The sequence below is a fragment of the Variovorax sp. P4_D9 genome (genome assembly GCF_056401695.1).
Genome location: NZ_JBFUIU010000147.1, coordinates 1 through 14,894 on the forward strand (window position 1 = coordinate 1; position 14,894 = coordinate 14,894).

The window sequence follows — 14,894 nt, forward strand, 5'->3', positions numbered from 1 at the left end:
GGCCGACGCGATCTATCCGGCGTGGCTGCTGCCCGAACCCCTGCGCCTCGAGATGGACGGCGAGCGGCCCTGCTACCGCGGACCGCTGCGCAAGCTGATCGGACCCCAGCGGGTCGAGGCCGGCTGGTGGGGCGGCGTGGGGGAGGGCGGCCATCCCGCGGTGCGCGACTATTACGTCGCCGAGAGCCCCGAAGCCGGCCTGGTCTGGATCTTCCGCGAGCGCCCGACTGCCTGTTTTTCTGCCGGCGAGGTGCGCTGGTACCTGCAAGGCCTCTATGCCTGAACTCAGCGACAAGAAGATCCGCTCGCTCATCCTCGGCGACGTGCACCCGCTGCCGCAGCGCGATGCGCCCGCGCCGGGCCTGCCGGAGTACGCCGAACTGCATGGCCTGACCAACTTCAGCTTCCAGCGCGGCGCTTCCACCCCCGAAGAAATGGTGGAGCGTGCCTACCACCTCGGCTATGCGGCACTCGCGATCACCGACGAGTGCTCGGTGGCCGGCGTGGTGCGGGCCTATGTGGGCCTGCGTGAACTGCCGGCCAAGCTCGACGCCTACGAGCTCGAGCACTCCGAAGAACAGCCGATCCCGCGCCACCCGGATTTCCGGCTGCTGTTCGGCAGCGAGTTCCGCTTCGAGCGCTTCCGACTGGTGGTCATCGCCAATGACACCGAGGGCTGGGGCAATCTCTGCGAGTTCATCACCGCGGCGCGCACCACCGAGTTGCCCAAGGGCGAGTACCGCGTGAGCTGGGAAGGCAGCGACGTAGCCTCGCTGCAGCACTGCGAGATTCTCTTCGTCCCGGATCGCAAGCCCGGCGAGGCCATCGATGCCGACGCGCTGCACGACGACCTGGTGGCCGCCAGGTCGCAGTTCGACGGCAAGCTCTGGCTGGCCCTGGAACTGCTCAACGAACTCGACGACGACCTCTGGTTCGTCGCGCTTTTCGAGGCGGGCCGGCGTGCAGGCGTGCCGCTCGTGGCGGCCGGCGACGTCCACATGCATTCGCGGGCGCGCAAGCCGCTGCACGACGTGCTGACCGCGGTGCGCGAAGGGCGGACCGTGGCCGAATGCGGTTTTGCCTTGCAGTCCAACGCCGAGCGCTACCTGAGGCCGCGCGTGCGGCTGGCCGGGCTCTACACGGCCGAGATGCTCGCCAACACCCTGGTCGTGGCCCATCGCTGCCGCTTCGATCCCCAGGTGATCCGCGAGAACTACAAGTACCCGCTCGAAAGCCTGGGCCGCGACGAGACCCCGGCGCAGACGCTGGCGCGCAAGACCTGGGAAGGGGCGCGCAAGAGGTATCCCGCGGGCATTCCCGAAAAGGTGCGCCTGCAGGTCCAGCGTGAACTCGAACTGATCCATGAACTCGCGTACGAGATGTTCTTCCTGACGGTGGAAGACATCGTGCGCTTCGCCCGCGAACAAAAGATCCTCTGCCAGGGCCGCGGCTCCTCGGCCAATTCGGCGGTCTGCTTCTGCCTCGGTATCACCGCGATCGATCCCGACACCGGCAACCTGCTGTTCGAGCGCTTCCTGAGCCGCCACCGCCACGAGCCGCCCGACATCGACGTCGATTTCGAGCACCAGCGGCGCGAGGAGGTCATCCAGTACATCTACGACAAGTACGGCCGCGAGCGCGCCGCCATCGCCGCGGTCGTGATCTGCTATCGCTCGCGCAGCGCACTGCGCGACGTCGGCAAGGCGCTCGGCATCGACCCCCGCCTGGTCGACGAGTTCGCCAAGGACCACTACTGGTTCGACGAGACAGTGCTCGGCGAGCAGCTGCAGGCGGCGGCCGGGCGCGCGGGCGTGCAGGAAGACGCGCTCAAGCTGCAGCAGTGGATCGATCTCACGTGCGCCCTCAAAGGCTTCCCGCGCCACCTGAGCCAGCACGTCGGCGGCTTCGTGCTGACCCACACCCGGCTCACGCGCCTGGTGCCGGTCGAGAAAGCCTCGATGAAGGACCGCTCGGTGATCCAGTGGGAGAAGGACGACCTCGAGGCCATGGGCATGCTCAAGGTCGACGTGCTGGCGCTCGGCATGCTGAGCGCCATCCGGCGCGGCCTCGAACTGATGAACCGCTGGCGCGGAACAACGCTCGAGATGCACCAGGTGCCGAAGGACGATCCACAGGTGTTCGACATGATCTGCGACGCCGACACCGTCGGCGTGTTCCAGATCGAGAGCCGGGCCCAGATGTCGATGCTGCCGCGCCTGAAGCCGCGCACCTATAAAGACCTGGTGATCGAGGTCGCGATCGTGCGGCCCGGGCCGATCCAGGGCGGCATGGTGCATCCCTATCTGAAGCAGCGGGAGCGGCTGCGCCAGGGGCTGCCGATCCGTTACGAGAAGGAAGAGCTGAGGCCGGCGCTGGAGCGCACGCTGGGCGTGCCGATCTTCCAGGAGCAGGTGATGCAGATCGCGATGATCGCGGCCGAGTTCACGGCCGACGAGGCCGATCAACTGCGGCGCGCGATGGCCGCCTGGAAGCGCAAGGGCGGCCTCGAGAAGTTCCACAAGAAGCTCGTGGACGGCATGGTTCATCGAGATTACCAGCCGGCCTTCGCCGAAGCGATCTTCAAGCAGATCCTCGGCTTCGGCGACTATGGTTTTCCGGAAAGCCATGCGGCCAGCTTCGCGCTGCTGGTCTGCGTCAGCGCCTGGCTCAAGCGCCACGAGCCCGCCTGCTTCCTGGCCGCGCTGCTCGATGCCCAGCCGATGGGCTTCTACAGCCCTTCGCAGCTGGTGCAGGATGCGCGCCGCCACGGTGTCGAGGTGCGGCCGGTCGATGTCACGGCCAGCGAGATAGACAGCACGATCGAAGCACGCGCGCCCGATGCGCCGCGTGCGCCGCCCGGCACCGAGGCGCGCCATGCCGAGCGGCTGGGCAACGCGAACCAGCCAGCCGTGCGCCTGGGCCTGAAACGCGTCGGCAGCCTCAGCAGGGCCGGCGCCGAACGCATGCTCCAGGCGCGCGCCCAGGCGCCATTCATCAGCACCGAGGACCTGGCACTGCGCGCCGAGCTCGACGCCAGGGACATGGCGGCGCTGGCTGCGGCCGATGCCCTGATGTCGCTCTCGGGCCATCGCCGGCAGCAGGTGTGGGATGCGACCGCGCAGCGCCGGGCGCCGGTCTTGCTCAAGGGCGTGCCGATCGACGAGCCTGCGCTGCGCTTGCTCGCCGCGTCCGAAGGCGAGGAGATCGTCGGCGACTACGCCTCGCTCGGCCTGACGCTGCGCCGCCATCCGCTGGCGCTCCTTCGTTCGCGGCTGGCGCGCATGCAGCTCATGAGCGCGGAGCAGCTGCGCCCGCTGCCCAGCGGCCAGACCGTGCGCGCCTGCGGCATCGTCAAGGGCCGCCAGCGTCCGCAGACCGCCAACGGCTCGATCTTCGTCACCCTTGAGGACGAGACCGGCAACGTCAACGTGATCGTCTGGAGCCATGTCGTCGAAGCCTGGCGCGAGCCGCTGTTCAAGGCGCAGCTGCTGGCGGTACAGGGCACCTGGCAGCGCGACGTCGACAGCGGCGGCGAGGTGCGCCATCTCGTGGCGACCGGCTTCAGGGACCTGACGCCACTGCTGGGACGGCTGGCACAGAGCAACACGAGCCGTGATTTCCACTAGGCTGTCTTGCGCCCGGCCTGGCGACGATCTCTTCATTCATGCCGAAGCCGCACCAATCTGCGGCGCCGATTTCATCGCGACAAGAGGCAAGGTGGACATAGCATTGATGCACGGAGCGCAATGATGAACGCCAAGCTTCACCGAGCACAGGCACCGCGACTGGGACCTGTGCGCCAACCTCGCCCACTGGGCGAGCGTGTCTGCGGGCGTTGCGCTGATGCTGGCTGCCGGCCTCGACCTGTTCTGAAAGGCCCGCAAGGCGCCGCGGGGTTCGCCATTCGACGGCTTTTCGATAATCTGTAGCGATGACCGCATTCGCCTCGCTGCATGCCGGCGCCGGCACGCCCATCGGGCCGCCGCCGCCCGCACCCGATCTTCCGACACCGCCGCCGCCCGAGCAGCCGCCGCCCGCACCCGCGGTGGATCCGCCGCCGTCCGATCCGCCGCAGGTCGACCCCGGCGCGCCGCCGCCGATTGCAGATCCGCCGTCCGGCGCATTGGCGCTCGGCCGCCTGCATGCGCGGCGGTTGCGCGAGATCCACCGCTCTGCAGGCTGGCCCTGCGGCGACGCAATCGAGGTCGACTTGCTGGCTGCGGGTCTGCTCGAGCGCCTGCGTTCCGCGCAGGGCCACGAGACCCTGCGCCTGACCGATGCAGGCATCGCTCAACTGGCGTGCACGCTGGTGGTGAACCGGGCCGCGCTGTCGCGCCACGAGGCACTGGTCGAGCAGGTCGCGCGCGAGATGACGCGCGCCGGTCGCGTGGCCTGGCGCGGCCTGAGCCTGCGGGCCCGGCTGGCTGGCGCGGCCGAGGGCGAGAAGCCGCGCTGGTGCATCGCCCGGCCAGATGTCTTCTCGATCCGCAACACCAGCGTCGAGGCCTATGCGCAGCCGGTCGTGCACGAGGTCAAGGTGAACCGGGCCGACCTGCTGAGCGACCTGCGCAAGCCCGACAAGCGCGCCGCCTACCTGGACCTTGGCGGCGAGTGCTGGTACGTGCTGGGCTGCGACGCCAAGGGGCGCCCGGTCGGCGAGCCGGACGAAATCCCGCCGGAGTGCGGTGTGCTGATCGCCCAGCAGGGGCGGCTGGTGGTTGCGCGCTCGGCGGTGCACCGTGCCTTGCCGCGAATGCCCTTTGCCGTCTGGATGGCCTTGGCCAAGGCGCATCCCGTGGCGGGTTTCGACGACGACCTGCAGGGCCTGCTGACCGGCGTCGACGACTGAGGCACGGCGCCCGCCGGCGAGCGTCGATCTCCGGCTACTGCGCCGGCGCGACGCGCGCGACGCTGTCGCGGCGGACGATCTCCGCCACCAGCGCCCGGAACTGCTTGGCGAGGACGATCCGAACGACCACGGGGCCGACCACCGGCGGCACCGGGAAGTCCGGCGCGACGCCGCCCGAATAGGACAGCCGCACCAGGCCCGACGGCAGCGCCTCTATCGTATAGCGGCCCTCCATGGCCCGGAGATTGCCGCTCACGGCATGGGCGACGATCCGCCGCTGCGGCGTTTCGACCACCTCCAGCCGCACCTCGACCGGCCGCCTGAAGAACAGGAAGACGAACTCCCCGGCCAGGTCGACCTGCAGTTTGTCGCCGTCGCGCTGCACCACCTTCGAACTGCGCATGAACGGGATGAACTCGGCCAGATGGTCGTAGTCGGAAATCACCGCCCACACCGTGCGCGGGTCGACCTGCAAGTCTGCCGAAGCCGTCACCCTGATGAAATCGCCCTGGTTCGCGGCTGCGATATCGAGCTGCTGCGCCATCGCCCCGCTGACCGGGCCGACCGCCCCGAGCAGGAGCAGCGCCGTGGCCAGGAGGGCGGCGATGGGCCGGCAGCGCATCGCCCTCAATCCGGACGCTCGCCCGGCAGCGCCACGCGGCGCGACCGAATCCTGAAGCGCAGGCTCAATCGGTCCTGCACCTGCACCGCGCCGCCGAGGATCGAAAACGGCACGATGCCGAAATCCGTCTGGTTGAACTCGAACGAGCCGGCGATATCCATGCTGTCGCTTCCGGTCTCGACCCGCGCCGCGACCGCGAAGCTCCGCGTCACGCCGTGCAGCGTGACCGCGACATCCAGGCGCACGCCGGCCGATGTGCGCTCGACGCTGGCGACGCGGACCAGTGCGTAGGGAAAGGTCTGCGTCTCCAGCACCTTGTCGAGCATGTTGGCGCGCGTGCCGGCGATGTCCGACGCGCTCGGCTGGGTGTCCAGGCCGGCCTCGGCGCGGAGCTCCGGCTCGTCGACCGCGAGTTCCGCCAGCGGAACGAAAAGGTCGGCTCGGCCGGCGTCCGGCGCGATCCATCCCTGGAGCGCGTGGCTGGCCACCACGTGATCGTGGCCGAGGTGACCGAGCGTTCCACCGCGACGCACTGTGATCACTACCAGCGATTGCGCGGCATCCACGCGATGGACCGGACGCCCCTGCGCCGCGGCCTCCTCGTAGGCCTTGCGAAGCGACGCTTGAGGTGCCGGTGCTGTCGCGGGAATCGGCTCCGGCAGCGCCTCGCGGCCCGGCTGCGCACACCCGGCCGCCAGCAGCAGCGCGAGCAGGACGGCGAAACGCAGCCGGCGCAGCCCAGCCATCTCAGCCGGCCTTGCGCAGTCGCACGCGGAACTTGATGGTCACATCGGGGCCGATCACGTCGGTCGAGACCCATTCGCCGGTGCCGATGCCGAACGGCGCCCGCTTGACGACGAACTCGCCGTCCATCGTCGCGCCTTCGCCGACGGGGGCCCAGTTGAACGGCACGTCGACCGGCTGCTGCACGCCCTTCAGCGTGAGCGTGCCATGGGCCACGTAGCGGCCCGCGGCACGGGCGATGTCGGTGGCGTGAAACTCGGCCTGCGGGTGCTTGGCGAAATCGAACCACTCGACGCCGGCGATCGCCTTGTTGATGTCGGCACTGGCCATGTCCGCGCTGGCCACCTTGATGGTGACATCGAGCCGACCGCCGGCCGGAGCCTGGGGATCGAAACTGGTGCGGACGTCGAAGTCCTTGAACACGCCGGGCGCCGGCACGGTCTCGAACGAGGTGATGAATTCCAGCCGGCTGCCGGACGCGTCCATCTTCCAGTCGGCCGCCTGCGCGGCCTGGAAAACCGCACAGGCGAGCAGCGGGACGAGGCAACCCAGTGTTTTCATTTCGGAAGGCTCCTTGAAGGCAGCATGCGAATCAGCACATTGTCCCGCTGGATGAAGTGATGGCGCAGCGCCGCGCCGATATGCACGAGCAGGATCGAGGCCAGCAGCAGGCCGAGCGAGAAATGCACGAGCGACGCGATATCCGCGGCGTGCTTGTCGGCTGCGGCGATCGACGGCAGCGGAATCCGCCAGAAGATCTTGAAGGGCACGCCCGAAGCGGAATTGATGATCCAGCCGCTGAGCGGCATGCCGAGCATCACGACGTAGAGCAGCACGTGGCTCGTGCGTGCCGCTGTCCGCTCCCAGGCCGGCATGCTGGCAGGAAGCGGCGGCGCAGCGGTCGTCAGCCGCCATGCGAGGCGCAGGACCACGAGGATCAAAACCAGAATGCCGAGGGACTTGTGCCAAACGAAGAGCTCGAGCTTGGTCGGCGACAGCCGCCAGCTCGCGGCCAGCCAGCCGAGCGCGAACTGGGCGAAGATCAGCAGCGCGATCAGCCAGTGCAGGAATTTCGCGACCCCGTTCCACGCGGGTTCGATGTCAGTTGCCTTCATCCGGATCTCGCGGTACGCGCGAACGCCCGTCCTTGCATTGATGTTCCTCGCAGAGAGTCTGGCCCAAGTCCGAGCACTGTAACTCCGCGCTTCCAATGCCGGGCGCGACCGCTCAGGCCGTGTAGTCGCCGTGGGCCTCTGGCTGGAAGAGGATCTCGGCGACCCGGGCGCCCCCCTCGTCGCCGCCGGGCATCTGCCATTTCGCTGTGGCACCGGCCCGCAGTCCCAGCAGGCCCGTCCCGACCGGAGACAGCACCGAGACGAATCCGGCGCTGGGCGCGGCGTCGCGCGGGTAGCAGAGCGTCAGTTGCTGGCGCCGCCCCGAAGCGGCGTCGATGATCGAGAACTGCGAATTCATCGTGATGACGTCGGGCGCGATCTCCCGCGAGCCCACCACGTCGGTGGTGTCCAGCAGATCCGCCAGCGCGGGCAGGGATTGGCCGTCGATCAGTTTGCTGAGGCGAACGTGGTCGAGTTCGGTGAGCGTGCGCTCGCCGTGGTTCTTTTCATGCATGAAGCACTCCAGTCGAAATGCGGCCGGCCGAGATCGGCGGCGGTTGCTACTGCGCGGGACAGGCGCCCGGCGATCGATGGTTGCGCTAGAAGGGGGACAAGGAGGATCGCCGGGCCGAGGAGTCTGCGACGGACTCGCGCAGTCCAGGCGGCGTCGCTTGGCGGCCCCGCGCCAGCGTGCGAAGCCCTGTTGCGAAGGCGGACGCTGCACGGCTGTCGATTCGATTGCGGACCGGGAAGACCATGGCCTCGATTGTAGGCCRCCGCCCGAACGACGCCGAGCCGCGCGGCGTTGTTGGGGTGAACGGCTCACCTGCCGGCGGTGAGGCTGCCAGCCGCAAGGCGTCCCTCGCGTGTCGCGATGACCCATTCGCCAGCAACGGCCACTGGATTGCGGTGCCCATTCGCCTTCAGCGCCTCGTTCGCGCATTTGGCGATGTCGTCGGCATCGATTCGACCATGTGCAAGCCGACCAAATTCATTCGAGAACGCAAGAAGCCATCTTTCCTCCGGCGTGGGCGTTCGCGGGTCCCAAATGAACTCCTGGTGAGCAGCAGGGCCCGTGCTGCGTTGAGGCCTTTCTCTTCGGGCCGGGGCCTCGACAGACAAGGCTCGGATGGACGCGGCGAACTCCGAGGCTTGCCGTTGATCTTCATCGAGCTGTTCTGGCGGACCGGGCGAAAATGCGCGTTGGTTGGCGGCAATGACCTGTCGATCCGTCTGTGTGATGGGCCCCGCTCCTTTGGCGCGGGATGTGAGCGCCAGGTCCAGGCAAAAAGCCCAGTTGGATGGAACAAGTCGATCCTTCCTGAGCATTCGTGCGGCAAGCTTCGCCGACTTCGGGCGCAGCAACTGCACTCTCTGGTAGCACTCTGTCCATTGCATGGTTTGCTTCTCCCATGAAGACTCGCCTGCGCTTCGTGCAATTGGCGTGCCCGGGTGAAGGCGATGTGGGTCCCGTGACCGCACAGCAGAACGCGTTCTCTGCGAAACAAATTTGCTGCAAGATTTACGCGAATCTCGCGTGGCATGCGTGGCGAAAAAGGCCCGCGCTGGGCGGGCCTAATGCTGTGAGCCTGTTACGGAGGCGATGCGGCGGGGACCGAGAGCCACGGAGAGAGGGCAGCCGCATACAGCGAGACCAGCCTAACCTTATCGCAGGAAGAAGCAACGATAGAACAGATGGCCTGGATAGCTGCGCCTATCAGCCCCGCGCGGGCTGCAGGTCACTCGCGAGGTGGGGGTGCTGGGCCTCACGATGGATCAAGCTTGGTGGCGCGGACATAGAAAGAACATGGACCTATATACTCCAGGCTGTCGTAGGGACGCAGGCATGCGCTTGAYGGGTAGGGTCAGCGTGGTTTTTCCCGAGAACTTGCAGCCGAAACTTACGATGGGGTCGAAAACTCGTTGCAGATCAACGGGTTGCAAAATGCGGGTGTAGTTCAATGGTAGAACGGCAGCTTCCCAAGCTTCATACGAGGGTTCGATTCCCTTCACCCGCTCCAGATCACCAAACCATTGCAGACCACAGGCCGCCAAAAGCGGCCTTTTTCATTGGGGAAAGCTAAAATCTGCCTGTCCATGATGATCCATGCTGATCCATGGAAATTCACCAGAATGGGGGTACAGATGGGGGCTTTTCCCGGTTTTTGCTTCCTGAGGGTCCCAAAACTTCCTGAAAAGGGAATCCAAAGAAGGCAATGAAATGGCAAAGCTGATCCGCCCGCTGACCGACGCGGTATGTCGCAACACCAAGGCAACCGACCCGGCCACGGGAAAACCCGCCGTCCGCAAGGTCTATGACGGCCAGGGTCTGTACCTGCAATGCAACCCCACCGGCAGCAAGCTCTGGCGGCTCAAGTACCAGTCACCTGAGGGAAAGGAGCGCACGCTGGCGCTCGGTGCCTTCCCCGAGGTCTCACTGACCGACGCGCGCGAGAAGCGCGTAGAGGCCCGCAAGATGCTCGCGCAACAGCAGGACCCTGTGCGCCAGCGGAAGCTCGATCGGATGACGGCAGCCACCCGTGCCGCGAACACCTATGAGCTGGTCGCCCGCGAGCTGCATGAGCGCAACCCCCTCGACTGGCAGGAAGCCCACCGGGAGAAGTGGCTCGCTATGCAGGCCAACCATCTGTTCCCGAAGATCGGACGCCTGCCGGTGGCTGACATCACGGCCCCTGTGCTGCTCGCGCCGCTCATGGCCATCGACAAGCTGGGCCGCCATGAGACAGCCACCAGCCTGCGCCAGTACGCCGGGCAGGTCCTGCGCTATGCCGTGCAGACCGGACGCGCCGAGCGGGACATCTCCGGCGACCTGCGCGGCGCGATCAGGACACCGATCCAGCGCAACTACGCTGCCGTCACCTCGGTGGACGAATTGCCCGGCCTGCTGCGCGCTATCCACTCCTACAGCGGTACGGCCATCACTCGGGAGGCCCTGTGGCTGTCTGCGCTCCTGTTCCAACGCCCAGGCAATCTGCGGGCCCTGCGGTGGACCTGGGTTGACCTCGATGCGCAGACCATCACGATTCCCAGCCTTGAGATGAAGCGCAGCCTGCGCGCCAAGGTGCAGGGCAAGCCCCACATCGTCCCCCTCAGCTCCCAGGCGGTGGAATGCCTGCAAAGGCTGGAACACCTGACCGGCTCTGGCGTCTATGTCTTCCCTTCGGCGCGCACGGGTGAGCGTCCCATGAGTGACGGCACCGTGAATGCCGCCCTGCAGCGGCTTGGCTACAAGGATCAGATGACCGCGCACGGGTTCCGCGCCATGGCACGCACCGTCCTGGCCGAGCACCACGACATCCCTGAGGCCGTGCTGGAGGAGCTGCTGGGCCATGGCAAGCCTGGGCCACTTGGAAGCGCCTACGACCGCGCGACCTGGGACAAGCAGCGCAAGGCCGCGATGACGGTATGGGGCAACTACCTCGAAGGACTCACGAAGCCGAAGCCGAGGGCCAAGCTGCAGAAGGTGGTGCGCATCGGGGCTGCAACGTGAGGCCCGAAGACGAGGCATTGATTGCCTGGGGCCACCGCCAACGTGAGCTGGCCGAGGACCTTGTGGTCAAGCTGCTTGACGCGCATGGTGGCGACCCCCTGGCGGCCCTCTGCGAAGCAGCCCGGAAGGTCGTGGGTGCAGAGCACGTCGTGCAGGTTCTGGCAGCCCAGCGAATGGACATCGTTGATGAGCTGCCAGGAATGCTGGAGCGCAGCCAGGACGATGCGCTGACCCATGCGCGYCGAAGTCAGGCCCGGCTTGGGGCTGATGGCCTGCACAAGGAAAGCCGGCAAGCCCGCGCTGACGTGTTCGCGTTCTTCGATGCCCACCACCAGCCGGGCATGACGATGGCCGCGTTGGCCGAAGCCTGTGTGGCTGCGCGCTTGGTGCCGCTGAAGACCAGCACCATTCAGGACTACGCCTCGAAGTGGAAAGCCGAGCGCCCGGAACGCTTCGAAAAATAATCTCCGGCCTGCTCGGCAGACGGAGCCTCCTGCTCGGCAGACGGAGCCTTGTGCTCAGCAGAGGGTCTGGTGTCAAAGGGACTCATGCGGGACCATTTCGGCCATGAACACCGCAGCCCACTCCGTACCCGCCGCCGGCATCAAGAAGGTCCCCGTCCGGACCCCTGGAGGTCCGCGCTGGACGAAGGGGGACCGCATCCAGCCGCTGGAATTGATCTATGTGGACGATGCGCTGCTGACCACCGCAACCGTGCTGGTCCTGACCGGGGACAGCAAGTCCACGTTGCGCCGCAAGGTGCTCGCTGGCAGCTTCCCGATGCCGATCACGCCCGGTGACCGTGACAACCGCTGGGTCGCATGGCAGGTGCGTGCATACCTACGCGGGCAGGCCGAGGCCCACGGGATCGCTCAACCGGAGCGGGCTGCTGCATGACCACCGAGACCGGCCCGCCCTGATCCGTCGCGGCCTCTGGGCCGGCGCCCACACGCCACCACCACCGATCGATTGAACTCCGCGCCAATGCAGAGCGCGAAGGGAGAACTGCGTCCCGGTGAAAAACAAGAAGGGCCGGCTTTTGCGGCCGGCCCCCCTGAAGTCTGGAAGTCAATCACGCCCGTAGTCAGCGGGCATCGAACAGGAGTTCCCATGAACACCCAGCGACCCGCGAATCGTACGACAAACCCGCCATCGGTGCGACTCGGCCGCCGTGAGCGCCAGCTCCGACGCGCCCAGGCTTCCGCCGCATCAGCCGCCTTCAACCTGGCGCGGCAGCTCAAGGGGGATCGCCCAGCGCCTGCGCACGCAACGCGCCCGCCAGCATTGACGGCGATGACGAAAACGAAGTCCTTCCCCACCACCACCACCGGAGACTGACCATGAACGAACGCACCATGCACGACCACCAATTGCACGAGATCATCGATACGTCGGAAGTTGATAAGGCAGCGGTTCGCAAGGTCCTCTTTGCGCTCGGCGAATGGCCCTCGGCGACAGCCGTCGCGCTTGCGCTCGCCGACGACTGCCAGGATGGAGATGCAGTCCTGGTCCTCAATGTGGCCGCGCGCCGCATGCTCGCCGCGCATGGGCGACCTGCCGAGCCCGAGCGGATTCTCGCGGAGCTGCACCACGTGATGGAGCACAGCCCGGACCCCGAGATCGATCCCATGACCATTGCACAGCGATGGCTTGCCGCACAGCCTGACGCGCAGCATGCGCCGCCGCTGCCCGTGGTGATCGCGCTCGCCAGGGCCGTCCTTTTTCGCGCCTACGACCCCTCGTTCATCGACCCCGAGGCGACGGCTGACGAGTTGCGCGCGGCCGGAGAGGAAGCGCGCCGCGCCGGACTTGCGCTGGTGAGCCTTGGCGAGTCCATGCGCAACAAAGACTAGGACGCTGCAGATGTTCCGCCGCCGCCGCCGCTCACCCTTTCCGCTCGCAGAGGGCCGGCTGATTGGGCGGCATCGTAAGCCGTTGCCATTCAGCGCGGCAGACGCGCTGCACGTCTTGCGCGATGAAGCGCTGCTGGTCCTGACCACTGCCCTGCGCATCCACTTGCACCACCGTGAGGGCCTCGCCGATGCGGACATCACGCGATTGATGGACGCGGCCAGTCGCACGAACGCGATCTATTGGAGCCTGCACAAATGACGGCGACCACAAAGGAGGCATCCAGCCCGGAGGCTCGCTTCGATCTACAGATCGGGCACAGGCCCACCGCCGATTCGACGCCGGAACCGGCGGTCGAGCAGCGCGGCCTCAACGRCAACACCTCCGAGTGTGCGGTGGTAGTCCCGATCAACGATGTGCCCACAGACTATGCACCACTGGGCAGCACCGAGGACGAACTCGCGACTGCAATGGCGGCGCGTGCGCTGCCCATGCTGCGTTGGTCACCTGGCTTGCAGTGGATGCACTATGACGGCCAGCAGTGGCGATACGACGAGATGCTGGAGCACTTCGCCATTGCCCGGCAGGTCGCTCGCGATGCCGGCGCGCTGCTGCCCGACCAGCGCCGTCGCCTCGCAACTGCAAAGACCGTCAGCGCCATCGCACAACTGGCGAGGACCGATCCGCGCCTGCGTATTGCCTCGTCAGCATGGGACGCCGACCCGCTATTGGTCAACACGCCTGGGGGCGTGGTGGACCTGCGCACGGGCCGTATGCGCAGGCGCAGCGAGTTGGACTACATGACCATGTGCACTGCCGCGCCCATGGGCTACGTTGACCAGTGCCCGCGCTGGATGCGGTTTCTCGAAGAGGTGTTCGTGCTGCAGGATGGGACGCCCGACCTGGACCTCATCGCGCACATGCAGCGCGCGGTCGGGTATTGGCTCTCCGGCAGCGTGCGCGAACAGGTCATGTGGTTCCTCTACGGCCTCGGGGCCAACGGCAAGAGCGTCTTCCTCGCCCTCATCCGATGGCTTAGCGGCAGCTATGCGATCCGACAACCGGCCTCGGTGCTGATGTCCCGGCAGCAGGGGCAGGAAGCACACTCGACCGAGATCGCGGACCTGCGCGGCGTGCGGCTCTCGGTGTCGAGCGAGCTGGAACAGAACCAGCACCTAGCCGAATCGAAGATCAAGGAGCTGACCGGCGAGACCACCCAGCGCGCACGCCGCATGCGCCAGGACAGCTTCGAGTTCGCGCTCACGCACAAGCACGTCCTGGCGGGCAACTTCCGCCCGCGCCTGCACGGCGGCGACCCGGCCATGCGGCGGCGCGTGCTGCTGGTGCCCTTCCTCGCCACCTTTGCCGGCGACCAGATGGATCGGGACCTGCTGCCGAAGCTTCAAGCGGAAGGCCCCGGAATCCTCGCATGGGCCGTCGAGGGCGCACGACAGTGGTATGCATCGGGTCTTGCGGTTCCAGCCTCCGTGATCGACAACAGCGTCGAGTACTTCGATGACTTCGATGACATATCCCAGTGGATGGCCGAGTGCTGCCGGCGCATTGATCAGGAGAAGGCGACGCCGCTCTATCGGTCCTATGCCGACTGGAAGAAGGCTCGGGGTGAAAGCGTTCCGTCGATGGCGAGCTGGGCCGAACGCCTCGCCTCGGTCTCAGGGATTGGCAAGACGAAAAGCAACGGCGTGATGGTCTATCGCGGTATCTCGTTGACCTCTGAGGAGCGAACGCGACAGGAACCGCCGAGCGGCTGGCAACGCTACGGAGATCACCGTGGCTGAACGTTCAAACGGACTTTGGGGAGGCCTGGGGAGGTCTTTCCTATATGAGAGGTATCGCACGCGTGTGTGCGCGATACCGTGGAAATGGGAAAGCCCTCCCCAGGCCTCCCTACTCTCGTCGCCACCATGACCATCGCAGCCCTCATCACCGGCAAGCTGACTGCCGACCCCGAGCGTCGCACTGGCCCGAGCGGCAAGGCCTACGTCCTGGCGAAGCTGCTCTTGCACGACGGCGAGGCCAGCACCTTTGTCTCGCTGTTCGCCTTCGGCACCACGGCGCAGGAGGTCCTGCGGGCGCTGGGCAAGGGCGCTGCCCTCAGTGCCTCGGGCTCCCTCAAGCTGGGCACATGGACCGGCCAGGACGGGCAGCAGCACGTGCAGGCCACCATGACGGTGGACGCGG

At 66.9% G+C, this 14,894-nt stretch carries 15 protein-coding genes, 1 tRNA gene and 1 pseudogene; 11 read left to right on the forward strand and 6 right to left on the reverse strand.

Annotated elements, in window-relative coordinates; translation table 11 throughout:
- From AC1DY5_RS17495 to AC1DY5_RS17505, 3 genes and pseudogenes are all read left to right on the forward strand, one after another.
- Positions 1 to 283, forward strand: a pseudogene (locus tag AC1DY5_RS17495) (DNA polymerase Y family protein); the annotation flags it as partial.
- The gene (locus AC1DY5_RS17500) at positions 276 to 3,626 is read left to right on the forward strand and encodes an error-prone DNA polymerase (RefSeq protein ID WP_478113338.1); all 3,351 of its coding nucleotides are present in this window, start codon (positions 276 to 278) and stop codon (positions 3,624 to 3,626) included. The pseudogene AC1DY5_RS17495 and the gene AC1DY5_RS17500, both read left to right, overlap by 8 nt.
- Before the next feature lie 305 nt (positions 3,627 to 3,931).
- On the forward strand, positions 3,932 to 4,849 hold the full coding sequence (locus AC1DY5_RS17505; protein WP_478113340.1) for a hypothetical protein: 918 nt from the start codon (positions 3,932 to 3,934) through the stop codon (positions 4,847 to 4,849).
- A gap of 34 nt (positions 4,850 to 4,883) precedes the next feature.
- On the opposite strand, the gene AC1DY5_RS17510 is transcribed toward AC1DY5_RS17505, so the two are convergent.
- The 6 genes from AC1DY5_RS17510 to AC1DY5_RS17535 all read right to left on the reverse strand — a co-directional run bounded on the left by AC1DY5_RS17510 (position 4,884) and on the right by AC1DY5_RS17535 (position 8,728).
- Positions 4,884 to 5,471, reverse strand: a complete 588-nt coding sequence (locus AC1DY5_RS17510; protein WP_478113342.1) for an SRPBCC family protein — start codon at positions 5,469 to 5,471, stop codon at positions 4,884 to 4,886.
- 5 nt (positions 5,472 to 5,476) lie between these two features.
- On the reverse strand, positions 5,477 to 6,217 hold the full coding sequence (locus AC1DY5_RS17515) for a YceI family protein (RefSeq protein ID WP_478113344.1): 741 nt from the start codon (positions 6,215 to 6,217) through the stop codon (positions 5,477 to 5,479).
- A gap of 1 nt (position 6,218) precedes the next feature.
- Positions 6,219 to 6,776, reverse strand: a complete 558-nt coding sequence (locus tag AC1DY5_RS17520) for a YceI family protein (protein ID WP_478113346.1) — start codon at positions 6,774 to 6,776, stop codon at positions 6,219 to 6,221.
- Positions 6,773 to 7,330 carry a cytochrome b gene (locus AC1DY5_RS17525; RefSeq protein WP_478113348.1) on the reverse strand — a complete coding sequence of 186 codons (558 nt, stop codon included), beginning with the start codon at positions 7,328 to 7,330 and terminating at the stop codon, positions 6,773 to 6,775. The genes AC1DY5_RS17520 and AC1DY5_RS17525 overlap by 4 nt, the downstream gene beginning before the upstream one ends.
- A 112-nt stretch (positions 7,331 to 7,442) precedes the next feature.
- Positions 7,443 to 7,844 (reverse strand): GreA/GreB family elongation factor, encoded by a 402-nt coding sequence (locus AC1DY5_RS17530; RefSeq protein ID WP_478113350.1) that lies wholly within the window; start codon positions 7,842 to 7,844, stop codon positions 7,443 to 7,445.
- A gap of 308 nt (positions 7,845 to 8,152) precedes the next feature.
- A complete protein-coding gene (locus AC1DY5_RS17535) occupies positions 8,153 to 8,728 on the reverse strand; it encodes a hypothetical protein (protein ID WP_478113352.1) in 576 nt (191 codons plus the stop codon).
- Positions 8,729 to 9,277: 549 nt separating this feature from the next.
- On the opposite strand from AC1DY5_RS17535, the gene AC1DY5_RS17540 reads away from it, so the two are divergent.
- The 8 genes from AC1DY5_RS17540 to AC1DY5_RS17575 all read left to right on the forward strand — a co-directional run.
- Positions 9,278 to 9,351: transfer RNA gene (locus AC1DY5_RS17540), tRNA-Gly, on the forward strand.
- 200 nt (positions 9,352 to 9,551) lie between these two features.
- A complete protein-coding gene (locus AC1DY5_RS17545; RefSeq protein WP_478113353.1) occupies positions 9,552 to 10,841 on the forward strand; it encodes a tyrosine-type recombinase/integrase in 1,290 nt (429 codons plus the stop codon).
- Positions 10,838 to 11,305, forward strand: coding sequence for a hypothetical protein (locus AC1DY5_RS17550; RefSeq protein WP_478113355.1), 468 nt, complete (start codon positions 10,838 to 10,840; stop codon positions 11,303 to 11,305). Before AC1DY5_RS17545 ends, AC1DY5_RS17550 begins: the two co-directional genes overlap by 4 nt.
- 103 nt (positions 11,306 to 11,408) lie before the next feature.
- Positions 11,409 to 11,738, forward strand: a complete 330-nt coding sequence (locus AC1DY5_RS17555; protein ID WP_478113357.1) for a helix-turn-helix transcriptional regulator — start codon at positions 11,409 to 11,411, stop codon at positions 11,736 to 11,738.
- Between the two features lie 443 nt (positions 11,739 to 12,181).
- A complete protein-coding gene (locus AC1DY5_RS17560) occupies positions 12,182 to 12,694 on the forward strand; it encodes a hypothetical protein (RefSeq protein ID WP_478113358.1) in 513 nt (170 codons plus the stop codon).
- Positions 12,695 to 12,704: 10 nt separating this feature from the next.
- A complete protein-coding gene (locus AC1DY5_RS17565) occupies positions 12,705 to 12,953 on the forward strand; it encodes a hypothetical protein (RefSeq protein WP_478113360.1) in 249 nt (82 codons plus the stop codon).
- Positions 12,950 to 14,491, forward strand: a complete 1,542-nt coding sequence (locus tag AC1DY5_RS17570) for a DNA primase family protein (protein ID WP_478113362.1) — start codon at positions 12,950 to 12,952, stop codon at positions 14,489 to 14,491. Before AC1DY5_RS17565 ends, AC1DY5_RS17570 begins: the two co-directional genes overlap by 4 nt.
- A gap of 126 nt (positions 14,492 to 14,617) precedes the next feature.
- Positions 14,618 to 14,894 (forward strand): single-stranded DNA-binding protein (locus AC1DY5_RS17575; RefSeq protein ID WP_478113364.1); only part of this gene is annotated, 277 nt, incomplete at its 3' end.